Raw genomic sequence first — 25,232 nt, 5'->3', positions numbered from 1 at the left:
ACCCCTTTTCTACAAAGCTTAATCCATATTCTTGATCAATGCATCTCCGAATCCGGAAGTTTTGACTTCTTTTGCTCCATCCATCATTCTGGCAAAGTCATACGTAACTTCTTTAGAAGCAATGGTCTTATCCATCGACTTTGTAATCAGATCAGCTGCTTCTCTCCACTCTAAGTGTTCAAGCATCAGAACACCAGAAAGGATGACGGAAGAAGGGTTCACCTTATCCAGGCCTGCATACTTAGGAGCTGTTCCGTGTGTTGCTTCAAAAATAGCATGACCAGTTTCATAGTTGATATTGGCACCTGGAGCAATACCAATACCACCAACCTGTGCGGCCAATGCATCGGAAATATAATCTCCATTAAGGTTCATCGTTGCCACGACATCAAATTCACGCGGACGGGTAAGAATCTGTTGAAGGAAAATATCGGCAATTGCATCTTTGACGATGATTTTTCCAGCTTTCTCCGCCTCTTCCTGCGCTTTATTAGCTGCATCTTTTCCTTTTTCTTCCACGATACGGTCATATTCCCACCAAGTGAAGACTTTGTCCCCGAATTCTTCTTGAGCAACTTCATAGCCCCAGGCTTTGAAGGCACCTTCCGTGAATTTCATTATGTTACCTTTGTGGACAAGCGTCACACTCTTACGGCCTTCGTTAATTGCATACTCAATAGCTGCACGTACCAACCGTTTCGTCCCTTCTTCTGAAACCGGTTTGATGCCGATTCCGGAAGTTTCAGGAAATCGGATTTTATGTACTCCCATTTCATTTTGCAAAAACTCGATGACCTTCTTGACTTCATCTGATCCTTTTTGCCACTCGATTCCTGCGTAAATGTCTTCTGTATTTTCCCGGAAAATTACCATATCTGTATCTTCCGGATGCTTAACTGGGGAAGGTACTCCTTGGAAATAACGGACTGGACGTAAACAAGTGAACAAGTCCAATTCCTGACGCAATGCTACGTTCAAAGAACGGATTCCGCCTCCTACTGGTGTGGTCAATGGCCCTTTAATAGCAATTTTATATTCACGAATCGTATCAAGTGTATCGTTAGGGAGCCACTCGCCAAATTGATCATAAGCTTTTTGACCGGCAAAAACTTCCTTCCACTCAATCGATTTTTCTCCATTGTAAGCTTTTTCTACTGCTGCCTCGATTACTCTCTTGGCTGCAGCCCAAATGTCGGGTCCTGTGCCATCGCCTTCGATAAATGGAATAACCGGGCGATCCGGGACGTTCAATACCCCATTGTCTACCGTAATTTTTCCGCTTTGTGCCATAAGATGACCTCCTCAAAAATTAATCAACCAGATAAATAGTATCATAAATCATGGTGAATTTTTATAATTATCAATTATCCGTTTCGTCTTCTCTTCGCAAAAGAAGGAAGCCCTTACTTTTCCAGGCGGAAGACAACCGCCTGAAAGCTATCGAATTGCCTTTTTCTTTAACGATCTTCAATAGACTTATAGGTTTGATGTTTTGGTCCTACGTATTCTGCACGCGGACGGATTAGCCGATTGTTTTCATATTGTTCGAGGATATGGGCTAGCCAACCGGATACTCTGCTTACCGCAAAGATTGGCGTAAATAAATCATGGTCGATTCCAAGGCTGTGATAAACAGATGCTGAATAAAAATCGACGTTTGCCGGCAAACCCTTATTTTCTTTAATATAGTCTTCGATTTTAACAGACATATCGTACCATTTCGATTGGCCTGTCAATTCTGTCAGTTCACGGGACATCTTTTTCAAATGCTTGGCTCTCGGATCGCCATTTCGGTATACTCGATGACCCATCCCCATTATTTTCTCTTTGTTTTGCAACTTCTTTTCGATATACGGAATGGCATGGTCGACTTCACCGATTTCCGTCAACATTTTCATTACCCGTTCATTCGCTCCGCCATGTAACGGTCCTTTCAAGGCACTGATTGCAGATGTAATTCCAGAATAAACATCCGATAATGTCGCCACACATACTCGGGCTGTAAAAGTAGAGGCATTCAGTTCGTGATCCGCATGGAGAACCAACGCCTTATTTACAGCTTCGATTTCAAGATCTTCCGGTTCTTTACCATTTAGCATGTAAAGAAAATTAGCTGCATAGCTCAATCCCTGCTTAGGAGAAACAGCTTCATTGCCCTCGCGGATTCTCGAAAACGCTGCCACAATTGATGAAATTTTAGCCTGCAGGCTGATGGCTTTCCGCTTATTAGCCTCTTCATCCATTTCATCTGCTTCCGAATCTAAAAGACCAAGCATGGAAACAGCAGTCCTTAATGCAGCCATAGGATGAACCGTGTTAAGGTCATAAGATTTTAAATGCTGGATAATCTCTTCAGGAAGTTCCATTTTGGAAAATAAATCTTCGGACAAACGATCCAATTCTTCTTTATTAGGAAGTCTCTTATTCCAAAGCAGGAAAATGACTTCCTCAAAACTTGAATTTTCAGCCAAATCATCAATTGTGTATCCAGCGTAGGTCAACTGATCATCGATGATGGAGCTTATTGATGATTCTGTAGCTACAATTCCTTCCAACCCTTTCGTTGTTGACATTACATCTCTCTCCTTTACCCGTATTTTCCTCGCGCTTACGCCCGACTGTCAGATAAACGATATTCTCGAAGACATCTGACTAACAAATAAGAAACCAAGCAAAGTAACCCGGTGGACCGGCCTGTCAGGCGAAGCAATCCAGCATTGCTGTATAAGGTCAGAAAGCGACAAAACTTTCCATACATTGATAGATAGAAAATGCTTTCCATTCATCCCCACGTTCAATTATAAACAATAAAGATAACAAAGTGAAACGTTTTCTTTTTCATAATAGAACACAATTGGCGTCACGGATGTTCTCCATGGACTGAATCGTGTCGAAAACGGTACCTTGCTGGATACTGCTGTTTGGTTGCCATGCTTTCATGCTATGTATGTTGAACTTATCAGCCTGACAATTATAGACTACCTTTAGTTGATTTATTTTTCAAATAATTCAACCTTATCATAGCCAGGTAATGGAAGGAAGTATTTACCGGGAAAGTGATATATTAAATAGACAGGGCTGGCTATCGAGTTAAAAGACAGGCGTGCTTGTTCCTGGCCCTTTCTTAGTTATACTGGGGAAAGAAGCAGGTAATGATGAACGATTTTCAAGCCAGTTGAAAAGGAATATTTTATGTTTTCCACCAATAAAATGTACAAGCGGTGAATAAGAAAGAGGATACTTTTCATGTCAGTATCCTCAACCAAATTTCAGCAAGGAATCGACCAGCTTCATCACCATATAGGCAATACCTGCTCCTATCAACGGGCCAACTGCCACTCCATGGAAAAACACAACCGCTAATATCGTTCCCATGACCAAGGCTGTAGTTAAATGCGGATCGTTTGCCAATAAATCCAGGCCATTTTTGGCAATCAAGGCCACGAATATACCTGCTGCAAGTGCAATCCAGGCATAATAGGATTTCACACTGTTCAGCAAATCCTGGAACCCGATATCTCCCGTCGCAATTGGCACCAAAACAGCAATTGTTATGATAGTGACTCCTAAGCTGATTCCTTTGTCAGCCAGATAAGGAAACACTTTATCATCCAACCGGAAGAGCTGCAGGCCCAATAAAACATAAACAGCTACCATAATTGATTGGTTTTTTCCGAAATATCCCAGTAAAAATAAAATGAGCAAAAAAATCGTTGATTGATTAAACATGTTGCTACCTCCACTCTGCATTACAAACCATTGTTAATCCTATCATATCAAGCGTCGTCGAAAAAGCATCAGGTTACTGTCCGCTCTTATTTTAATGTATTCAATTCTTCTAAATGAAGTTGGACTTCAGGGAGGTGTAAAATATGTACTCTGCATTATTAAACAAATGGCTGCGCCTTATTCTTGTTGTATGCTGTGCCGCAGTGGGAACCCTCGCCCTGTACTATGTTGCCAAATACACATATCCGTTTATCATAGCCATTGTCATGGCTATCCTTCTCAATCCAATCGTTTCTATTCTCCAACGCCTGACAAGGCTTCCCCGTGCAGCTTCTGTCGTGCTGGTGCTGGCAGGATTTCTCGTGATTGCTTCTTTCCTGGTCGCCTTTTTAATTGTCGAATTGATCAATGGAACAAGTTTCCTTGCAGCCAGAATTCCCGGACAGTTTAAGGAACTAATCCACTTTACAGAGGAGTTTGCTTCCTACTATTTAAGCCCTTTCTATGAAAAGATGAATAATCTTGTTGATAAACTTGAACCCTCGCAGCAGGATTTAGTAACTGGACAGTTAAAAGAACTCGGGGCAAATATCGCTGCCGCAGGTGCCCTCATCATTCAGCACTTATTGCAAATGGTATCCCAGTCACTAATCCGATTACCAAATTATTTTTCTATTTGGCTGTTTTCGTTATTAGGTACCTTTTTTATTTGTAAAGACTGGTACAAGCTGAAAGATACCTTCTTTAACTATTTGCCCTCATCATTTACTACAGGGGCAGCAGCAATGTATAAGGGGCTAAAGCAAGCATTCTTCGGGTATCTAAAGGCTCAAATGCTACTGATTTCCATCACTTTTCTCCTTGTATTGACCGGACTGCTAATATTGAAAATCGATCATTCGTTAACTATTGCTTTGATAACCGCATTGGTCGACCTGCTTCCTTATCTAGGTGCTGGCATTATTTTTTTTCCCTGGATGGTATATGTATTCTTTACTGGGAATTACGGGTTGACGATAGGCTTGGCCATTTTATATGGAGCTGTGGTGATTCAGCGTCAAATCAGCGAGCCGAAAGTTTTATCTGATAACATCGGAGTCAATCCTTTAGCCATGCTCATTTGCTTGTTTGCAGGATTTCAGCTATTCGGTTTATGGGGACTGCTCGCTGGGCCTGTTGCCCTCGTAACGGTGACCACTTTTATAAAAAGCGGTTTGTTGAAGCAGCTATGGGATTTTATAAAAGAGTAATATAACCTCCTATTATGGGTATTCTCAAGATGAATTTAAAAAAGAAGGACTGAACCCTATACGTTTACAGGACAGCCCTTCTCTTCATTTCACCTGCGAAAAATGGTAATGGTTCCCCTATCCATCATTCGACGCAGCATATTCATCATCCACCGCTTAATCGGTTTCCGTGTAGGAGGAAGCAATAAAAGGAAGCCAATTGCGTCAGTGATAAAGCCGGGAGTCAGGAGTACTGCTGCACCCACAAGGATGCAGATGCCATCCATGATTTCCTCCCTCGGCGGTTCGCCGTATGACATGGCTTGTCTTGCTCTGGCAAGCGTCTCCAGCCCTTGCTGTTTCGCCAGCCATGCGCCTATAACACCTGTCAAGATGATCAAAAACACAACCCACCAAGGGCCGATTCTGTTACCTGACCATACTAATACACCGATTTCCAAAGCAGGAACCACTAATACAAAAAGCAATATCCACCGAAACATCTGTTAATCTCCTTCCTCCTGTCGACCACCTGGTCCATCTTCATTTAAAAGAAAAGAAGAGGCCGCAAAACCTCTTCTTCGTTTCCTTTTACAGGACACTTGCATGTCCATTGTATATATCGCCTTTGCTAGCGTCAATGGTTATATCTTTTCCATCTTCCACTAACTCGATAGCCTTGTCAACTCCCACGATAACCGGGATTCCGAGGCTCAATCCTACCACCGCAGCATGGGAAGTCAGGCCGCCTTCCTGAGTGATCAGTCCACTAGCCTTTTCAATGGCAGGCATCATGTCTTTATCCGTACCGTAAGTCACCAGGATATCATCTTCTCTTACCTTTTCCAATGCTTCGGCTGTATTCTTGGCAACAACTGCCCGCCCATATGCGCTTCCTTTGCCGACACCTTGCCCTTTTGCAAGCACGTCTCCGATAACGTGGACTTTCATCAGGTTGGTGGTGCCACTTTCGCCCACTGGAACACCGGCAGTGATAATAACACGATTACCACGCTCCAGAATACCGGAATCAATTCCACGGTCGATAGCCACATCCAACACGTCGTCAGTAGAATGAGCGAGTTGACCGACGATTGTTTGTACACCCCACACAAGGGCAAGCCTGCGGTTAATTCGCTCATCGAAAGTCACGGCAATAATAGGAGCTTTCGGACGGTATTTGGAAATCATTCTGGCTGTATGACCACTAACAGTCGGAGTCAAAATCGCATCCACTTCCAAATTCATAGCTGAGTGGTTAACCGACTGACTGATTGCATCGGTAATCGTCATATCGCTGTTTTTCGAACGTAAATCAAGAATCGTTTTATGGTCAATTGCTGTCTCAGCCCTCATCGCGATATTGCTCATTGTTTGGACTGCTTCCACAGGATAATCTCCAGCTGCTGTCTCACCAGAAAGCATAATCGCATCCGAACCATCAAAAATGGCGTTCGCTACGTCAGATGCTTCCGCACGAGTAGGACGCGGATTGCGCTGCATGGAATCCAGCATTTGGGTTGCCGTAATAACTGGCTTTCCTGCTGTATTACACTTGCGAATCATTTCTTTTTGTACCAACGGAACCTCTTCAGGTGGGATTTCAACCCCAAGATCTCCCCGTGCCACCATTAATCCATCACTGACCTGCAGGATATGATCTAAGTTGTCGACACCTTCCTGGTTCTCAATTTTAGGGATGATTTGAATATGACCTGCATCATGCTTCTCAAGCAAGTCACGAATCTCCATCACGTCTGTTGCACGTCTGACAAAGGAGGCGGCGATGAAGTCCACACCCTGCTCAATGCCAAACTCGATGTCTTTCGCGTCCTTTTCCGTCATTCCTGGAAGGTTTACGCTAACGTTTGGTACGTTGACACCTTTTTTGTTTTTTAACAAGCCAGAGTTGAGTGCTTTTGTTTTCAGCTCGTTTTTGTCCTTTAGAATTTCTTCTACTTCCAATTCAATCAAGCCATCGTCCAATAATAATTTGGAACCGATGTGAACATCGTTGATTAAATCTGGATAGGTGACAGAAATCCGCTCTGCAGTACCCTCAATGTCCTCCATGGATACATAAACGGTATCTCCCTTAGTTAGTTGGGCTTCTCCGTCTTTTAATGTACCGGTTCTGATTTCAGGGCCTTTTGTATCCAAGAGAATCGCTACCGTACTTCCAGTTTTCTCAGCGGCCTCCCTGATGTTTTTGATGCGTTGTCCATGTTCTTCGAAATCTCCATGAGAAAAGTTCAACCGGGCAACATTCATCCCCGCCTCCATCAACTTTGTCAGTGTCTCTACTGATTCGGAAGCAGGACCGATTGTACTTACAATTTTTGTTTTTCTCATTTGATTTCCTCCTTTCAAAATTCCTCTTCTGTCATTTCTTCTTAGATGGAAAGCTGCTTGGAAAGCTCGTACATTTGAAAATCGACTTGATGCTCTTCATCCAATATTTCTAAAATATCATGATCGACCAGTTTGTTGTTTTGGATGCCGACTACCCTTCCGGCCTTTCCTTCCAACAGTAAATCGACGGCTTTGGCTCCAAGTCTGCTCGCGAGCACACGGTCAGCTGCTGTAGGCGAACCGCCCCGTTGTGTATGTCCCAAAACGGTAACACGTGTTTCCAGGTTGGTAGCATCCTTAATGCGCTGGCCAAAATCCATGCCAGACCCTACGCCTTCAGCAAGGACAATGATACTATGCTTCTTCCCTCTATCTTTTCCCCTTTTCAGGCGCTCAATAACATCTTCAAAATCATCCGCATGCTCCGGGATCAAAATACTTTCAGCACCATCAGCAAGTCCGGCCCATAATGCTAAATCACCCGCATGGCGGCCCATTACTTCTACCACATATGTACGTTCATGCGAAGTTGCGGTGTCTCTGATTTTATCAATCGCCTCAATAACTGTATTGAGTGCTGTATCAAAACCAATCGTAAAGTCTGTGCCAGGAATATCGTTATCTATCGTACCAGGTACGCCTATACAGGGATAGCCTTTCTGTGTCAGCTTTTCAGCGCCACGGAAAGAGCCATCTCCACCGATGACAATAAGCCCTTCAATTCCAAACTTTTTTAACTGTGCGATGGCTTTTTCTCTACCCTCTTCTGTACGAAACTCGTCACTTCGAGCAGTGTAAAGAATAGTGCCTCCTCGCTGGATAATATCACCGACAGAGCCGATTTCCATTTTTTTGATATTTCCATCTATTAAACCCTGGTATCCGTTATAGATACCATAGACTTCCATGTCATGAAAAATTGATTTACGGACAACTGCCCGGATAGCAGCATTCATACCAGGAGAGTCGCCGCCGCTAGTTAGAACTCCAATCTTTTTCATTTCTTATCACCTCTATTTAGATTATGCCTTTTAATTCCTCTCCCCATTCCAAGATAATCCCAAAGAATGATATTATCAAATAAAATTATACATGAAAAGGGCTGGCTTCGCACCAAACTTCCATCCGGCATGGAACGAGGGCATAGAAACAGCTGTCCTGACCTTGGCCGGGACAGCAATTAAACTCGAGCTGTTTAAGATTCCAACTCTGAATAATCTCCTATTTGTTTATATTTTTCCCAACGTTTATCTAGCAATTCTTCTGTTTCCAATTCAGAGAGTTCTTCCAGCGAAGCTGCGAGCACTTCCCCTATATAATCAGCCTGTTTTCTGACGTCTCGATGGGCTCCACCACGTACTTCCTGGATAATTTCATCGATGATGTTCAATTCCTTCAAATCATAAGAGGTTATTTTCATCGTTTCGGCAGCTCTTTGAGCCTGACCGGAATCCTTCCATAGCAAAGCCGCAGCTCCTTCCGGTGAAATAACGGAATAGGTCGAGTTTTCGAGCATATGGATTTTATCGCCGACCCCGAGTGCAAGTGCACCACCGCTGCCGCCTTCTCCAATAACGACACAGACAATCGGCACCCGCAACCCAGCCATCTCCATCAAGTTTCTTGCGATCGCTTCGCTTTGGCCCCGTTCTTCTGCTGCCTTTCCCGGGTATGCTCCTTTTGTATCGATAAAACAAATGACAGGTCGGTGAAACTTTTCTGCCTGTTTCATGTGACGAAGCGCTTTTCGATATCCTTCCGGGTGTGGCATGCCAAAATTCCGGCGTATATTTTCTTTTGTTTCTTTACCTCGTTGATGACCAACTACTGTGACAGGCTTTCCATTAAATTTAGCAATCCCTGCAACTAACGCTTCATCATCGCCAAACAGCCTGTCCCCATGAAATTCCATAAAATCAGTAAAAAGCAGCTCGATATAATCCAGAGTTGTAGGTCTTTCCGCATGACGGGCAATCTGTACCCTGTCCCATGGCTTGAGGTTTCCATATATATCATTTTCCAAGTTTTCCAGGCGTTTTTCCAAGGTTGTAATTTCTTCCGTTAAGTCGATTTCACTATCCTTCGTAAAAGCTTTCAATTCAGAAATTTTTTCTCGTAATTCTACCACAGGTTTTTCGAAATCAAGGACCTGTTTCATGACAATCCCTCCCCTGCCTGATGGATATCAAGCAATGTTGCCAATGTATCTTTCATGTCATGTCTGTTGATCACTTTATCTAACTGACCGTGTGCCAACTGAAATTCAGCTGTCTGAAAATCATCCGGAAGGTTTTCACGAATAGTCTGCTCGATCACTCGTCTTCCTGCAAAGCCAATCAATGCTCCCGGTTCCGCAAAATTATAGTCCCCTAATGAAGCAAAGCTGGCTGACACCCCTCCGGTAGTAGGGTTTGTCATGATCGAAATCATTAAACCGCCTGCATCGCTAAACCGCTTGATAGCCACCGATGTTTTGCTCATTTGCATCAGGCTGAGTACACCTTCCTGCATTCTTGCTCCACCGGATGCCGTGAAAATAATGAAGGGTAGGGATTCATCTCCTGCTTTCTCGATTGCCCTGGCTATCTTTTCTCCTACAACCGATCCCATGCTTCCCATGCGGAATCTTGCGTCCATGACAGCCACCGATGCTCGATGTCCATCAATGGTTCCAGCCCCCGTCACGACCGCCTCGTTTAAATCCGTTTTCTGCCTGTCTTTCTCAAGCTTGTCCTCATATCCGGGAAATTGGAGAGGGTTAGCGGAAATCAATTGTTTGTCCCATTCTTCAAATGTCCCTTCATCAAAAAGGGAAGCAATTCGATCATATGCAGGCATTTGATGATGATAACCACAATTAGGGCATACATTCATGTTTTTTTCCATTTCTTTTCGGTAAACTATTTTATGACAATTATTACATTTTTGCATTAAGCCCTCAGGAATATCTTGCTTTGCTTCCTCTCTAGGTATTGATGCATACTTTTTTTTCTTGCTAAATAAGTCTTTAAGCAAGGATGATCCCTCCTTCTAACTCTTACTTGAAGCCTGTCTGCTCCCTAAAGGGGGCTTATTCTGCCGCTTTATACATTCTTGTAAAGGGTGTTCTCATTCTGCTTCGGGTATAGTTTCCCGTTGCAAGCTGCTAAAGAGCGTTTCAATATTTTCATAATTACCATCCATATATATATGTATAAGCAGATGATAAAATTGCTTGTTATAGAAAACATTCTCCACTGCATAAGAAAAATCATTCAATAAGTGCCATATTTTTTGCAGGAGAAAATTTTCTCCGCTCTTAAAAATAATCGAGAAAAACTGATAATGAACCTGCTCAGCTGTTAACTGGTCATTTTCCAAGACCATTTGCAGCTCTTTCTTTTCCTGTTCGGATAAGTGGCTGTAAGCCAGCTTTGCCGCTTCTTTTTCTATGATTCGCTTTGAAAAGACAATATCTTGCTTGGTATTGGAATCCCGTAGAATAAACGATGACAACAGCTCTACTGTGTGATATGGTTGGTACATTTTCAAAAAGGTTCCCTCTCCTCTTCTCGTTTCGATTAACCCCAACAACTCAATAGCGCGGAGTGCCTCTCTGACGGATGATCTTCCAGCACCTAAATGCTCCGTCAATTCGCGTTCAGAAGGCAGCTTGTCCCCCGGCGACAAATCATTTTTCTCAATGAAATCCCGAATTTCGTTGAGCACTTCTTCATAGACCTTCATCTTCTCCGGCTTGGAAACGATAAGACCCCCCCTTCAACAAAACAAACAAGATGCTGGTTTCAAGCACCTTTAAAGCAAAATGGTTCCTTATGGAGAACAAGGAGAGCCTTGGTTTTTGACGCCAAGGCTTTCCGTTTACATGGAGCTTCGCTCATCGCAGTACAATCCTGCGCATGCTTTATTCGTTTTCATCAATCATCGTAAGTCTTCGGGTTTTTTCGGCAACCTGCTCCGGATCGACTTGAATTCTGGCCACCCCAGACTCCATTGCTGCCTTTGCTACACTAGCTGCCACAGCAGGAGCAACCCTTGGATCAAAAGGAGCAGGGATAACATAATCGGCATTCAGCTCTTTTTCGGTAATCAACGCAGCAATAGCTTCGGCAGCCGCAACTTTCATTTTTTCATTAATACGGGTCGCCCGAACATCTAAAGCGCCACGAAAAATACCAGGAAATGCAAGCACATTGTTCACCTGGTTCGGAAAATCGGAACGACCTGTACCAATCACCTTTGCACCAGCTGCTTTGGCATCTTCAGGCATTATTTCCGGATCTGGATTTGCCATTGCAAAAATGATCGGATCATCATTCATGCTTTCCACCATCTCTTTGCTCAGCAATCCACCTACGGAAACTCCGATGAACACATCCGCCCCTTCCATCACTTCTTCGAGGCTTCCTTGCTTGTGTTCCTTGTTGGTGATTTTCGCCACCTCATCTTTCACTTCATTCATCCCATCATTTCTACCTTCAAAAATGGCTCCTTTGGAATCACACATTATGATATCCCTAACACCAAGGTTATGCAAGAGTTTGATGATGGCAATTCCTGCTGCACCTGCCCCGTTTGCTACCACTTTTATATCAGAAAACTTCTTATCTACCAACTTCAAAGCATTTAAGAGACCTGCAACCGTAACGATAGCAGTTCCATGCTGGTCGTCATGGAAAATCGGAATATTCGTCTCTTTTTTTAATCTTTCTTCGATGATGAAACAGTTTGGCGCTGCGATATCTTCCAAATTCACGCCCCCGAAAGTCGGCTCCATCAGTTTTACTGTCTGGATGATTTCTTCAACATTATGTGTATTAAGGCAAATCGGAAAAGAATCCACCCCGGCAAAACTTTTGAACAGAACGGATTTTCCTTCCATGACAGGCAGTGCAGCTTCCGGTCCAATATTCCCCAAACCAAGGACAGCAGATCCGTCACTGACAACAGCAACCATGTTGCCTTTCATTGTGTACTCATATACCGCTTCTTTCCGGTCATATATCTCTTTGCATGGTTCCGCCACTCCCGGTGAGTAAGCTAAACTGAGATCGTTGGCATTTCTGACGGGAATCTTCGTCTGTGTCGATAATTTCCCCTGATTCGCTCGATGGATATGTAATGCCTCATCCCTTAAATTAGACATTTCCGACCCGCTCCTTTAATCATTCCGGACGTATTTCCGTCTGTTTTAAATTGGTCTGACCACTTAACTATTCTATTATAACAAAAGCTTTTTTGGTGTAAAGGCTGACTTTCTTGCACAAGTATCCACTAATTCTTAATTAGGATTCCGACTTTCGTACCGCAACATTCTCTTTTCCAAGCAACTGATAGAGCTGGTTCAAGCTTTGTTTGTTGATGTGAATATGATAGCTGCTGGCCAACTGATAGGTCTTTTTTCGGCCGGCATGATAAATGATGACCGGGCTGCTTCCCGGAAAAGCATTTGCAACTTTCTGGATTTGTAACAAGATTTGCTCTTCGTTTTGCTCAAAGATTTTCAAAAATAACCTGCTCTGGCCACTTACTTCTAAATATTCTTCGTCAAATGGAACAATTTCGGCCAAGAGCCACTGCAATCGTTCATTCCGCTGTTCTACTTTCCCTTTTATAATGATCATCGACTCTTCTTTAAGCCAGCGGTTGATCTGTCGATAGAGTTCTGGAAAAATGACGGCTTCCATCTGTCCATTTTCATCCCCCATTGTCATAAAAGCCATAGGGTCTCCCCGCTTGGTTCTGATCGTTTTGAGCTCTTGTACGACCGCTCCTGCCTTCATGTTATTTCTTCCTACAAAATGCTTCGAGTCTTCCAGTGCAATGAATCCGGCGGCCCTCAGCTGTTCTCTGTATTTTGCCAAAGGATGGCTCGATATATATATTCCTAGCACATCCTTTTCAAAGGAAAGCTTTTGTATATCAGAAAAGTCTTCTGTCTGTTTATAGGTGGCATCCAATTCAACACTCTCCTGGAAAAATGAAGGCTGGTCACCGAATTCCCCGAACAATTCTCCCTGTTCCATCGCCTGGTCGATTGTTCCGAGCAGGCTGGCCCGGTTAGCATTGCTTTCATCAAATGCTCCGGCAAGGATGAGTGATTCTAAAACCGGACGGTTTACTGTTTTCGAGGAAACACGCATACAAAAATCGAAAAGACTTTTAAAAGGGCGGTTATTCCGCGCTTGAACAATTTCCCTGACTGCTTGACCACCCACGCCTTTGATTTGTAACAACCCCATACGGATATGATGGTTTTCCACACTAAACCTGCCAAAGCTCTTATTGATCGAAGGCGGCAATACTTTTATCCCCAGCTGCTTGGCTTCATTAACATAAAGCTGGATTTTTTCCTGCTGTCCTGATACAGATCCCATGATCTCCGCCATAAAATGAGCGGGAAAATGAGCTTTCAAATAGGCTAATTGATAGGATATCATGCTATAGGCAACAGCGTGGCTCCGGTTGAATCCATAATTGGAAAATCGGACAATCCATTCAAAAATTTGACTCGCTGTTTCTTGGTCGTAACCATTGGCAAGGCAGCCTTTAAGGAATGCCTGTTTTTGTTCCTTCATGACGCTATGCTGTTTTTTGCTTACTGCTCTTCGCAGTATGTCCGCCTGGCCCAATGAAAATCCGGCCATCTTGCTGGCAATTTGCATGATTTGCTCCTGATAGACGAGAACCCCATAGGTTTTTGACAAAATCGGCCGCAAATCAGGGTGAGGATATTCCACCCTTTCCCGGTTATGTTTACGATTTACATACACAGATATATATTCCATTGGTCCGGGTCTGTACAACGCATTTACCGCTACAACATCCTCAAAGGAGGTCGGCTGTAAATCCATCAGGACGCTTTGCATCCCTTTCGATTCCAGTTGGAAAACCCCATTTGTTTGGCCACGCCGCAGCAATTGAAATGTTGCCTCATCCTCTAACGGAATGTCCCTTACATCAATTTCCACTTTTTCTTTGTGTTTGATTGATGCGGTAATCCTTTCGAGCAAGGACAAGTTCCGCAACCCTAAAAAGTCCATTTTCAATAGACCGATTGCCTCTAGTTCCTTCATGGCAAATTGCGTCAGTGCCACCTCATTATGGCCGGCAATTAACGGAACATGATGGACCAAAGGTTCCTCACTGATCACAATTCCGGCGGCATGCGTGGAAATATGGCGGGGCAGACCCTCAAGCCGAGCAGCAACCTTAAAAAGGGTCTGAAGCTTCGGTGACTGCCTGACATAATTCGTTATCGCTTCGCTTGCTTTCACCATGTCAGTGATCGACTGGGAAGTATGATGCGGAATCTCTTTTAAAATAAATGCCGCGTCTTGCTGATCAATTTGCAAAGTTTTGATCAATTCCCTGATCAAGGAGCGGGCCGCAAAAGTTCCATAAGTGATAATTTGGGCCACATGATCGGATCCGTACTTGTTTTTCACATATTGAATGACTTCTTCTCTTCGTGTATCTGAAAAATCGATATCGATATCGGGCATCGATACTCGCTCAGGATTCAAAAAGCGTTCGAACAGCAAATCATACTTTACCGGATCCACTTCCGTAATCCCCAATATATATGCAACCAATGAACCTGCTGCAGAGCCACGTCCCGGACCTACCATGATCCCGTTATCCTTAGCAAATTGAATGAAATCCCAAACAATCAGGAAGTAGTCGCTGAATTGCATGGAGGAGATCACCTTAAGCTCGTAATCTAGGCGCTTTTGCACCTTCTCTGAGACATAGCCGTATTTATCAAAAATAAAATCATAGCACAATTTTTTTAAATAATCATCTGCAGATTCTTCCCCTGGTACGGGATAGGACGGGAGCATTCTTCGGTCAAAACGAAGATCCACATTGCATTTGGCCGCTATTTCACCCGTATTTTCCACGGCTTCCGGCCAAAATTGGAAGGTGTCTTGCAATTCCAGTTTCGATTTCAGATGTTCCGCCGAACCCGCAGACACATGCTCATTTTCGGAAGGCTCCCATTTTTCACCCTTCCTCATGGCTTGAAGACAGTCATATGCAGAACGGTCGCCAGCAACTAAGTAACGCACATCCGTAAGAGCCACTGCCGGGAGACCGGCAGTCTGACTGAATTTTTTTAACGAAGACAGCTCCGGTGCATCAGCAAGGCTGCCATCAATTCCTAAATAAAGGTTTTCATACGAGAATACATCCCGCCCCTGGTCGATTAAATCGGCTAATTGACCGGAGGAAAAACTTTCCAATAGTTTTCGAGAGAGTGCCAGAATAGCAATCACGTCACCAGTAAATCCTGACAATTCCTCTAATCCTGGCTGTGCCAGGTTGTCTAACTGTAATGTAGAGCTCAATCTCAGCAATTGTTGATAACCTTGATTATTTCGGGCAAGCAGGATCCAAGGAATTTGCTCCTGGCCCAATTCCACTCCCATTCCCAAAATCGGCTTTATTCCTCTGGCAGTGCATGCCTGATAAAAAGGAACAGCTCCATGGAACACGCGATCGTCTGTCAGTGCAATCGACTTATATTCCATTTCCTCCGCTTTTTGCACTAATTGACTAATCTGAATGGTACTCTTCATTAAACTGTATCCGCTTCGCACTTGTAAATGTGTGAAATCCATATATACATACCTGCCTTTATCATTCATCCCTATTATATCCGATAGGCTAATCAGATTAAATGATAACCCCTTAACATAACTTGTCTTTTGTCATCATAAAATGAACAGAGAATTCGATACATCCGTTTGAATTCACGGTAAAAAAGTGAGACGGGAGGAAAGAAGCATGGAGGAAAGGTTTGTGTTCTCCCTGATCCATTGTTATTTCATTGCTTTAGGGGTAATCATGGGAGGATCGATTATAGGCAGTATTGGTTATCTGGCAACCGGTGATCCGCCTTTGACCTCTATCACAACTGTCGCAAGAAAGCTGAGAATATGGGCAATTGTTGCGGCAATAGGCGGAACCTTTGATGCCATTTCAAATTTCGAAAAAGGGATTTTGAATGGATCTACTCTCGATATTGTCAAACAAATCCTCTTGATCATCACCGCTATGGGTGGAGCCCAAACTTCCCTGCTGATCATTGAATGGCTTACACAGGAGGACATCGAATAAATGCACATTCCTCCTTACTATAAAAAAGAGAGCTGGCAGCGATTTTTTGCAGGGGGATTTATCGGTGCTATCATCGCATTTGTCATTTATTTGTATATGTATGGTCAATATTATGAAAAATGGCTGGAAGACAACATGAATTTACGCTCCCAAATAGCAGAATTGAAGAAACAGAATGAAGTGCTCCTCGAGAATGAAAAAGAAATGAATGAAAAAACAAAGCAAAAGGTGATTGTCCAGTCCGTCGATGTTGAGATAGACAATGCAGAGCAGTTAAAACTAGACCGACTTATCGTCCATCAACTACAAGAAGTAATAAAAGCGGAGATAGACAGCGTCATCGGAAAGGATATTGTCAGCTTGTCCGAAAACGACCAATTACTGATTTCGACTCTGGAAAATACCGTCTACCGAGTCGAAGATATCAACTATACAGCTTCCATCAACAGGCTCGTTATCGCTCCTACCCTGAAACTGCATCTTTCTCTCGACTTCTCCAATTAAAGAAAGCCGTCAAGAAGCAACCTTGCCATTTGGCAAGAGGCGGCCTGACGGCTTTGATTATGGCTATTCCTCTTTATATTCTGCACATACCTGCTCCATATCAGCAATGACATATTCCGTTTCTTCCCAATTTTCTACAGACGCTCCAGCAGCCATTGGGTGGCCACCTCCATTGTATTTGGCAGCTACTTCATTCACTACCGGCCCTTTTGAGCGGAGTCTGACACGGATTAAATCATCCTCTTCCACGAAAAACGCCCATGCCTTAATCCCTTCCATGTCCCCAAGAATGCCGACAAGCTGACTCGTCTCAAGAGACGTTACATCAAACTCCTCTAACGTTTGCTTTGAAATCTTCACATTGCAAAAACCAGCTTGGCTTATCTTGAAATGCTGGAGGATATACCCTTTCAGCCTTGCCACATTTGGCTTGGTATTATAAAGCGCAGTATAAAGCTTCGGCCGGTCAAAGTCATATACGACTAATTCGGATGCATATTGAAAAGTTCGTTTGGTTGCACTAGGGAATAAAAATCTTCCTGTATCTCCAACAATCCCTGCATAAATCAAACGAGCGGCTTTATCGTTAAAAGCAAAACCCATTTCCTTCCCTTCAAGATATAATTCATAAATCATTTCACTGGTGGAGCTTGCTGTAGTTTCTACCCAGGACAAGTCCCCGTACGGATCAACGTTAGGATGGTGATCGATTTTGATCAATTCTTTCCCATTTTTGTACCGCTGATCTGCAATCCTGGCTTGATTGGCAGTATCACAAACAATGACCAGAGCCGATTCAAACAATTCGTCCGGCACACTGTCCATTTGCGCCAAAAAGCTGAGGGAAGGATCTTCATCCCCGACAAGATAAACATTTTTATCTGGAAAAGAATGCTTGATCATTTCTCCCAGTCCTGCCTGAGAACCGAAAGCATCCGGATCAGGCCGCACGTGTCTATGGATAATGATTGTCTGGTATTGTTTTATTTTTTTTACTATTTCCTTGTTTTTCATCTGTACACTCCCTTTGGAATTATCTTATTTTATTCCTAGTAAAACGAGTAAAAAAAAGCTACAATGGAGACGTTGTAAAATTAGGTTAGGAGTAGATTTTATGGTAATATTCCCTATCGTCATCATGATCTCGCTAGTCTTATACGTTTATTATAAGGTAGCAATCCTCAGAAGTAACGATGCTTTAAATCAATTGTATATGAATGCAAAAGGCAAAATCTGTTTAGGTATTTTTGTTGTATTTTTCGGTATCAATCAATATCTATACTATCAAACACAACTGGCCTTATACATAGGTATTGTCTTTTTGTTATTGGGCGGTCTTCAATTCGTGGATGGATATAAACGAGCACGTCATTACCGCAACGAACGAAAGAGACTCTCCCGATAGGATACGAAAGATAGATATGTACAGCTAACCCCTGTTTGTGCCGGCCATTTTTGGCCGGCTCACAATACCCTAGCGGTCGATGAGCTGGGCTAGCAGCAGTGCTTTTCCGACTAATACTTTTCCGTTATAGACTTCGATATCCACCTTCGCGAACTTCCTGCCAGCTTCAAGCAAGCGCGGCTTTATCTCCAACATACTGTCCAATTGGACCGGCTTGATGAAGTAAATCGACAAATTTTCAACAACTAAATCGCCTTTTTTATATTGCCGAAGAAGTCTGCTCGAAGCTTCTGTAACAAATGAAGTGAAAACCCCGTATGACAAGGTACCAAGCTGGTTAGTCATTTGTGGCGTAACCACTGATCGGTAGATGGCCGGGTTTTCCCCGTCCTCGACGGCCTCCAGTCTGTTTGTGACAAGATTGTCAATCGTCTCTCCTACATGCGGCTGGCGCTGAATGTGCTGTAATGCTTTCAGTACATCCTGTCTGGAAACAAGCCCTTCCAGTTTTTGAGAAGGTCCGACAACGGGCATAATTTCTATCCCTTCCCATACCATCATATGGGCTGCATAGGTCAAGGAAGTTTCCTTTTGGACAGTCATCGGGTTTTTCGTCATGACTTTTTCGATAGTAGAAGATCTGTCTTTTCCGATAATGTCTTTGGAAGTCACCATGCCGATCACCCGATAGTTTTCATCCACCACAGGATAACGACTGTGGGTTGTTCGGTCATTCAGCTCGTACCATTTCTCCAGTTTATCCTTTGCTGTCAGTATAAAGGCATCCTTTTTTGGAGTATAAATATCTCCTACGAGGACAATTTCTTTTTTTATCAGTTGATCGTATATCGCTCTATTGATCATCGCAGCCACGGTAAAAGTGTCATAGCTGGTAGAAATGATCGGAAGCTTCTTTTCATCTGCCAGACGTTTGACATGATCCTCTGTATCGAAGCCGCCGGTTATTAGTACAGCCGCCCCTTCCTGGATTGCCAGTTCATGAGCACCCACCCTGTTACCGACGATCAACAAAGAGTCCCTTTCCGTGTAACGCATCATGGCATCCAATTTCATGGCTCCGATGACAAATTTATTCAGCGTTTTATAAAGCCCTTCCCTTCCGCCTAGTACTTGGCCGTCGACAATACTGATAATTTCAGCAAAAGTCAAATGCTCAAAATTCTCTTTTTTCTTTGTTTCTATCCGAATCGTGCCGACCCGTTCGATCGTGCTGACCATCCCCTGGTTTTCCGCTTCTTTAATAGCACGGTAAGCCGTCCCCTCACTAACGTTCAATTCTTTTGCGATTTGTCTTACGGATATTTTGTTTCCTACCGTCAGTGATTCTATGAACGAGAGGATTTGTTNCGATAGGATACGAAAGATAGATATGTACAGCTAACCCCTGTTTGTGCCGGCCATTTTTGGCCGGCTCACAATACCCTAGCGGTCGATGAGCTGGGCTAGCAGCAGTGCTTTTCCGACTAATACTTTTCCGTTATAGACTTCGATATCCACCTTCGCGAACTTCCTGCCAGCTTCAAGCAAGCGCGGCTTTATCTCCAACATACTGTCCAATTGGACCGGCTTGATGAAGTAAATCGACAAATTTTCAACAGCTAAAGCGCCTTTTTTATATTGCCGAAGAAGTCTGCTCGAAGCTTCTGTAACAAATGAAGTGAAAACCCCGTATGACAAGGTACCAAGCTGGTTAGTCATTTGTGGCGTAACCACTGATCGGTAGATGGCCGGGTTTTCCCCGTCCTCGACGGCCTCCAGTCTGTTTGTGACAAGATTGTCAATCGTCTCTCCTACATGCGGCTGGCGCTGAATGTGCTGTAATGCTTTCAGTACATCCTGTCTGGAAACAAGCCCTTCCAGTTTTTGAGAAGGTCCGACAACGGGCATAATTTCTATCCCTTCCCATACCATCATATGGGCTGCATAGGTCAAGGAAGTTTCCTTTTGGACAGTCATCGGGTTTTTCGTCATGACTTTTTCGATAGTAGAAGATCTGTCTTTTCCGATAATGTCTTTGGAAGTCACCATGCCGATCACCCGATAGTTTTCATCCACCACAGGATAACGACTGTGGGTTGTTCGGTCATTCAGCTCGTACCATTTCTCCAGTTTATCCTTTGCTGTCAGTATAAAGGCATCCTTTTTTGGAGTATAAATATCTCCTACGAGGACAATTTCTTTTTTTATCAGTTGATCGTATATCGCTCTATTGATCATCGCAGCCACGGTAAAAGTGTCATAGCTGGTAGAAATGATCGGAAGCTTCTTTTCATCTGCCAGACGTTTGACATGATCCTCTGTATCGAAGCCGCCGGTTATTAGTACAGCCGCCCCTTCCTGGATTGCCAGTTCATGAGCACCCACCCTGTTACCGACGATCAACAAAGAGTCCCTTTCCGTGTAACGCATCATGGCATCCAATTTCATGGCTCCGATGACAAATTTATTCAGCGTTTTATAAAGCCCTTCCCTTCCGCCTAGTACTTGGCCGTCGACAATACTGATAATTTCAGCAAAAGTCAAATGCTCAAAATTCTCTTTTTTCTTTGTTTCTATCCGAATCGTGCCGACCCGTTCGATCGTGCTGACCATCCCCTGGTTTTCCGCTTCTTTAATAGCACGGTAAGCCGTCCCCTCACTAACGTTCAATTCTTTTGCGATTTGTCTTACGGATATTTTGTTTCCTACCGTCAGTGATTCTATGAACGAGAGGATTTGTTCATGTTTGGTAGCCAAGCTTTTTCACCAATCTTTCATCTGTACTAATAATTTTTTTCTACTTGTTATTATACAGATGTTCGATGCCGCCTTCAATTTTTACCAATTGCTGTTTGCTTCTCGCGGCTTTGCTCCATGACCGGAGGTTTGGTCATTTTTAGCATGGTTGCTAAGTTTGCTCCAACTACCAGCAAGAAGAAGATCAGCCAGCCAGCCCAAAAATATCCGCCAGCATTACTGGTTTGCTTGCCGATTTCCGGCCAAGCCACATATAAAAAGAAACAAGCCAGCAAGATTCGCAATAGCGCATACTGTTTCACTCTTTCACCCCCAGCTGTTTTGTTCTATTGTATGCAACGGGCCAACAAGACATGCTCTGGACAAGAAAAGCGAAAGTGCCTTGCCCACCCCCGATACACTTAAAACGATACACGGTTAGAACACCTTCAAAGAAAGATAGGAAGGCAGCTGCCTTTCTCTATTTGCTTCTTTCAACCATTCATTGCACCAAATTTCTCTTTTGCAAAAATGACATAGACTAAAAAAAGAACCCTTGCCAAAAATGGCAGGGGCTCCTTTGAGTATATTACAGTTCGATGGATTCACCTGGTTTAAGGGCTATACCTTTTCCAGGTTTCACTTTTTCTGCAAACGCATCCCCATTCTGTTCAATCAGCGGGAATGTATTATAATGGATCGGAACGACTTGTTTCGCTTGAATCCATTCTGCAGCAACCAGCGCATCATCTGGTCCCATCGTAAAATTATCACCAATCGGAAGGAAAGCAAGATCAATATTATTTCTGTCGCCTATTAATTTCAAATCGGAGAATAGTCCGGTATCCCCTGCGTGATAAATGGTTTTTCCTTCGACTGTCAACAGGATTCCAGCTGGCATACCGGTATAGATACTCTCTCCATTTTCATCAGTAAACGAAGAGCCGTGAAAAGCCTGGGTGAGCTTCACCTTTCCAAAATCAAATGTATGAGCACCGCCGATATGCATCGGGTGGGTATTCAATCCCCTTGAGTCCAGATAATTGGCTAGTTCATTCGGCGCAACGACCAACGCATCATTACGTTTCGCGATGTCGATTGTATCTCCGACATGGTCGTTGTGACCGTGGGTAAGCAAAATGACATCCGCTTCGACTTTGCTTGCATCCAAATCAGAAGATCCGTTACCTGTTATAAAAGGATCAATAAAAATCGTATGGTTGGCTGTAACAACCTTTATTGCAGATTGGCCATGGAAAGATACTTTCATTTCTTCACACTCCTCCAAAGTTATTCTTATCTTCATCCTAGCAAGTCAACATTTACTATTCAAATGTTATACCCTTTCTTGCTTTTTCTAATAGTTTTCCCAGGCTTTTTCATACTTCTGAATCAGGTTGGGGTCAATCAGCGTATTAGGTTCCAATTCCATCTTGTCGCTTCTCTCGGTACCAACCGGGGGACCTTCATCCTTACCAAAAACGGTCAAACCGGGAAGCAATTCGGTGGTGAGGAACCTGGCTGGTACAGATACTTCCAAATCGTTTACATCGATTGGATTCCTGCTCCCCATCACGAATCCCCAATTCCCGAAACTCGGTACATCGACATGAAAGTTTTCGATCGTAAGGCCGGTTGCTTTGATGGTTTCGGATATGGTCCAGTACACTTCCCTGGCAAAAACCGGGCTTGTCGCCTGAACCATCATGGCCCCGTCATAATTTAAATGATTGCGGGCGAGCGAATAAAATTCTTTCGTATACAATTTATTTAAACTCTCATCATTTGGGTCAGGCAGGTCAACAAGAATAACATCAAACCAACGATCGGTGGATTCCAAAAACTGAAACGCATCCTCATGGATAATTTCCACTTTTTCATCTTGAAGAGCGCCCTGATTCAAATCCAACAAGTGCGGATCCCGTTCTGCAAGATCGACTACCGCCGGATCCAAGTCAACAAGTGTAAGGGTGTCTACATCCTGATATTTCAATACTTCTTTGGCAGCTACCCCATCCCCGCCACCTAAAATCAATACAGTGCAATGGCTGTCCGCCTGTGCCATTGCCGGATGAACAAGCACCTCATGGTAACGGTATTCATCGGTAGAACTAAGCTGCAATCCTCCGTTCAAATATAAGCGCGTATCATCTCCGTCTTTCGTCAGAATAATTTTTTGGTACTGACTTTCCTCCATATGGATAATGGGGTCCTGATACAACTTTTGTTCGAAGCTAAACGCCATTTCCTCTCCAAACAGGAAACCCAGCAGCAGTGCGACGAAAATGATACCGCCTATTGCAAAATGTAAGGCTATCCGTCTGATTTCTTTGCGGAAAAGCCATAAAACAATTAACGCCACCAGCAGGTTGATACAACCTACAAAGAATGCGCTCTTTACCATGCCCAAAGCCGGACGTAGAAAAAACACAAACAAAAGACCACCTATGAGACCCCCGGCATAGTCGGAAAACAAAACACGGGCAGTACTTCGATTCAATGCAACCCCGATTTCATTGGCTTTTCTGATTAATATCGGCAGTTCCAGTCCCGTCAAACCTCCAACCGTCAGCGTAATGAGATAGAGGAATAAAGCATCCGATCCATCAGGAGAAAAAGCGGTGATTCCAAACATCGCAAAACTGGAAAAGCCGCCGATCAACGCTACAAGAAATTCAATATAGACAAAAGCAATCAGTAAATGCTTCATTACTTTTTCACTTATACTTGCGCCGATTCCCATTCCAGTCAAGAAAAAGGAAATGACCAATGTGTACTGTTTGACACCATCTCCAAGAATATAAGATCCCAGGGCTCCAAACAGCACCTCAAATACTATCCCGCAAATCGAAACAATCCCTGAAGCCCAGTAGATAAAATTACTTTGCCTGACAGCTTGTCTTTCCAAATAGATTCACTCCGTCTTTCCTAAGTCTTTGAAAAAAAGTTGGGTCTGACTTTTCACTTTAAAGTCAGACCCCCTTGATACAACTGGTTTTATGTAATGGATGCACCAATTACAAAAGCTAATCCGATGGACACAGCCAGGGATACGATGCCGACTGCTACATTATTTTCTTTGAGCTTTACTTCCACCGAGAATTTTCTGGTCAGCATTTCAAAAAGCAGGTAGGCAACAACTTGCAGAACCAGTCCGTATACTCCCCAAATGATTGTTTCCCAGATGCTCACGCTATGATAAATGGCAAAAGCGAGAACAATGCAAATACCGATTATCTTTCCCGAAACCGACAGAGCAACAGCTGCGTTTCCATTTTCTATTTCCTCCCAGTCGCGATACTTTCTTGTCAACATTTCAAATACGGCCACTCCGGCCAGAACAACCAAGATAGCAATCACAAAATAAATAAACGTCGATATAAATGGTCCCATTTCTTTCCCTCCTCTAAAAGTTATTTACCAGCACTTGCTCCTCCACCACGATAGGAAGACATCCCTCTTTTCGTATTCAGTCCTCCCCGGTCACGTGTCGTGTAACCGCCGTAACAGCCGCCATTTCGACACTGTTCCATTCGGGAATTCTCCCAGCCGGAGGTTCCCAGCATCCTGTTTAACAGTAAAAACGTAAAAAAACCATTCAAATGGTTGGGAGAATAGTTGCTGCGAACAAACTGGTCAGATGCCACTTCGATCAACAACACATCCGCATCTTCTTCACTTGGCTTGAAAGTGACAAAATAATCCGGATAAATCAATATCTGCTCCCCATCTTTTACCTCACTTGCTTCCTCAGGCGGCTTTACATTGGAAACAAGCGATACAAGCTGTTCTCTCGTAAATTGTCGTGTAGCATACACATTAGCCTGAGCATCTTCCCCAGTTACGACATCCAATAGGTAAAAATTGTTTGCAAAAAAGGATTCGATTTTCTGACCGGAAGAAGCTCTCAGCTTCTCCTCTATTTCCCGTCTATCCGGCTCTTTTGGAATCTCTTCAACCGACACCGAAGGTTCTTCTTCTACCCCTGACAGCTCGGAAAGATTGGAGCCGCAAGCTGTCAACAACAGAACGAGAGAAAGCAACCAAACACCTACTATTTTATGCATGACGGAAGCCATACCTCCTTTCTGACCACTTGAAAAAACCTACAAAAACCCTTGCAACCTATGATTGGTACAAGGGTTTTTCCGGTG

Annotated in this window: 23 protein-coding genes; 4 read left to right on the top strand and 19 right to left on the bottom strand. The window is 43.5% G+C overall.

Annotation, left to right across the window (positions count from 1 at the left end):
* Positions 1–18: 18 nt before the first annotated feature.
* The 3 genes from icd to BN1067_RS11185 all read right to left on the bottom strand — a co-directional run bounded on the left by icd (position 19) and on the right by BN1067_RS11185 (position 3,729).
* Complete coding sequence (gene icd, locus BN1067_RS11195) at positions 19–1,290, bottom strand: NADP-dependent isocitrate dehydrogenase (protein ID WP_053218936.1); 1,272 nt, start codon at positions 1,288–1,290, stop codon at positions 19–21.
* A 167-nt stretch (positions 1,291–1,457) separates the two neighbouring features.
* The gene (gene citZ, locus BN1067_RS11190; protein WP_053218935.1) at positions 1,458–2,573 is read right to left on the bottom strand and encodes a citrate synthase; all 1,116 of its coding nucleotides are present in this window, start codon (positions 2,571–2,573) and stop codon (positions 1,458–1,460) included.
* A 685-nt stretch (positions 2,574–3,258) separates the two neighbouring features.
* Positions 3,259–3,729, bottom strand: a complete 471-nt coding sequence (locus BN1067_RS11185) for a DUF441 domain-containing protein (RefSeq protein WP_053218934.1) — start codon at positions 3,727–3,729, stop codon at positions 3,259–3,261.
* Positions 3,730–3,872: 143 nt separating this feature from the next.
* Between BN1067_RS11185 and ytvI the strand changes: the two genes are divergently transcribed.
* Positions 3,873–4,979, top strand: a complete 1,107-nt coding sequence (gene ytvI, locus BN1067_RS11180; RefSeq protein ID WP_053218933.1) for a sporulation integral membrane protein YtvI — start codon at positions 3,873–3,875, stop codon at positions 4,977–4,979.
* Positions 4,980–5,068: 89 nt separating this feature from the next.
* On the opposite strand, the gene BN1067_RS11175 is transcribed toward ytvI, so the two are convergent.
* The 8 genes from BN1067_RS11175 to dnaE form a co-directional block, all read right to left on the bottom strand.
* Positions 5,069–5,461 (bottom strand): FxsA family protein, encoded by a 393-nt coding sequence (locus BN1067_RS11175; RefSeq protein WP_053218932.1) that lies wholly within the window; start codon positions 5,459–5,461, stop codon positions 5,069–5,071.
* A gap of 88 nt (positions 5,462–5,549) precedes the next feature.
* Positions 5,550–7,310 (bottom strand): pyruvate kinase, encoded by a 1,761-nt coding sequence (pyk, locus tag BN1067_RS11170; protein WP_053218931.1) that lies wholly within the window; start codon positions 7,308–7,310, stop codon positions 5,550–5,552.
* Between the two features lie 41 nt (positions 7,311–7,351).
* Positions 7,352–8,311, bottom strand: coding sequence for a 6-phosphofructokinase (pfkA, locus tag BN1067_RS11165; RefSeq protein WP_053218930.1), 960 nt, complete (start codon positions 8,309–8,311; stop codon positions 7,352–7,354).
* Between the two features lie 194 nt (positions 8,312–8,505).
* On the bottom strand, positions 8,506–9,468 hold the full coding sequence (accA, locus tag BN1067_RS11160; RefSeq protein ID WP_053218929.1) for an acetyl-CoA carboxylase carboxyl transferase subunit alpha: 963 nt from the start codon (positions 9,466–9,468) through the stop codon (positions 8,506–8,508).
* Positions 9,465–10,325, bottom strand: a complete 861-nt coding sequence (gene accD, locus BN1067_RS11155; RefSeq protein ID WP_053218928.1) for an acetyl-CoA carboxylase, carboxyltransferase subunit beta — start codon at positions 10,323–10,325, stop codon at positions 9,465–9,467. The genes accA and accD overlap by 4 nt, the downstream gene beginning before the upstream one ends.
* A 93-nt stretch (positions 10,326–10,418) precedes the next feature.
* Positions 10,419–11,036, bottom strand: coding sequence for a FadR/GntR family transcriptional regulator (locus tag BN1067_RS11150; protein WP_053218927.1), 618 nt, complete (start codon positions 11,034–11,036; stop codon positions 10,419–10,421).
* Between the two features lie 178 nt (positions 11,037–11,214).
* Entirely contained in the window at positions 11,215–12,456 is a 1,242-nt protein-coding gene (locus BN1067_RS11145; protein ID WP_053218926.1) for an NAD(P)-dependent malic enzyme, read from the bottom strand.
* Positions 12,457–12,595: 139 nt separating this feature from the next.
* Entirely contained in the window at positions 12,596–15,934 is a 3,339-nt protein-coding gene (dnaE, locus tag BN1067_RS11140; protein WP_053218955.1) for a DNA polymerase III subunit alpha, read from the bottom strand.
* A 166-nt stretch (positions 15,935–16,100) separates the two neighbouring features.
* Between dnaE and BN1067_RS11135 the strand changes: the two genes are divergently transcribed.
* Positions 16,101–16,433 (top strand): YtrH family sporulation protein, encoded by a 333-nt coding sequence (locus BN1067_RS11135; protein WP_053218925.1) that lies wholly within the window; start codon positions 16,101–16,103, stop codon positions 16,431–16,433.
* Entirely contained in the window at positions 16,434–16,937 is a 504-nt protein-coding gene (gene ytrI / locus BN1067_RS11130) for a sporulation membrane protein YtrI (protein ID WP_053218924.1), read from the top strand.
* Between the two features lie 63 nt (positions 16,938–17,000).
* On the opposite strand, the gene BN1067_RS11125 is transcribed toward ytrI, so the two are convergent.
* Positions 17,001–17,951: a DHH family phosphoesterase gene (locus BN1067_RS11125; RefSeq protein ID WP_053218923.1), complete on the bottom strand. Its 951-nt coding sequence runs from the start codon at positions 17,949–17,951 to the stop codon at positions 17,001–17,003.
* A 100-nt stretch (positions 17,952–18,051) separates the two neighbouring features.
* On the opposite strand from BN1067_RS11125, the gene BN1067_RS11120 reads away from it, so the two are divergent.
* A complete protein-coding gene (locus tag BN1067_RS11120; protein WP_053218922.1) occupies positions 18,052–18,342 on the top strand; it encodes a YtpI family protein in 291 nt (96 codons plus the stop codon).
* A 69-nt stretch (positions 18,343–18,411) separates the two neighbouring features.
* Here the strand turns inward: BN1067_RS11120 and BN1067_RS11115 are convergent, their stop codons facing one another.
* From BN1067_RS11115 to BN1067_RS11085, 7 genes are all read right to left on the bottom strand, one after another.
* The gene (locus BN1067_RS11115) at positions 18,412–19,719 is read right to left on the bottom strand and encodes a DRTGG domain-containing protein (protein WP_053218921.1); all 1,308 of its coding nucleotides are present in this window, start codon (positions 19,717–19,719) and stop codon (positions 18,412–18,414) included.
* A gap of 66 nt (positions 19,720–19,785) precedes the next feature.
* Positions 19,786–21,099 (bottom strand): DRTGG domain-containing protein, encoded by a 1,314-nt coding sequence (locus BN1067_RS11110; protein WP_053218920.1) that lies wholly within the window; start codon positions 21,097–21,099, stop codon positions 19,786–19,788.
* A gap of 74 nt (positions 21,100–21,173) precedes the next feature.
* Positions 21,174–21,401 (bottom strand): hypothetical protein, encoded by a 228-nt coding sequence (locus BN1067_RS11105; RefSeq protein WP_053218919.1) that lies wholly within the window; start codon positions 21,399–21,401, stop codon positions 21,174–21,176.
* Between the two features lie 266 nt (positions 21,402–21,667).
* Complete coding sequence (locus BN1067_RS11100; protein WP_053218918.1) at positions 21,668–22,348, bottom strand: metal-dependent hydrolase; 681 nt, start codon at positions 22,346–22,348, stop codon at positions 21,668–21,670.
* A gap of 87 nt (positions 22,349–22,435) precedes the next feature.
* Complete coding sequence (locus BN1067_RS11095) at positions 22,436–23,986, bottom strand: polyamine aminopropyltransferase (RefSeq protein WP_053218917.1); 1,551 nt, start codon at positions 23,984–23,986, stop codon at positions 22,436–22,438.
* Between the two features lie 89 nt (positions 23,987–24,075).
* Positions 24,076–24,471 (bottom strand): DUF350 domain-containing protein, encoded by a 396-nt coding sequence (locus BN1067_RS11090; RefSeq protein ID WP_053218916.1) that lies wholly within the window; start codon positions 24,469–24,471, stop codon positions 24,076–24,078.
* A 20-nt stretch (positions 24,472–24,491) separates the two neighbouring features.
* Positions 24,492–25,145 carry a DUF4247 domain-containing protein gene (locus BN1067_RS11085; RefSeq protein WP_199868521.1) on the bottom strand — a complete coding sequence of 218 codons (654 nt, stop codon included), beginning with the start codon at positions 25,143–25,145 and terminating at the stop codon, positions 24,492–24,494.
* Between the last annotated feature and the right edge of the window lie 87 nt (positions 25,146–25,232).

The sequence above is a fragment of the Virgibacillus senegalensis genome, from assembly GCF_000821245.2.
In the GTDB taxonomy this organism is placed as follows: Bacteria; Bacillota; Bacilli; order Bacillales; family Amphibacillaceae; genus Sediminibacillus; species Sediminibacillus senegalensis.
Note: the sequence above shows the minus strand (reverse complement) of the source record. Positions and strands in the feature narration are given on the sequence as shown.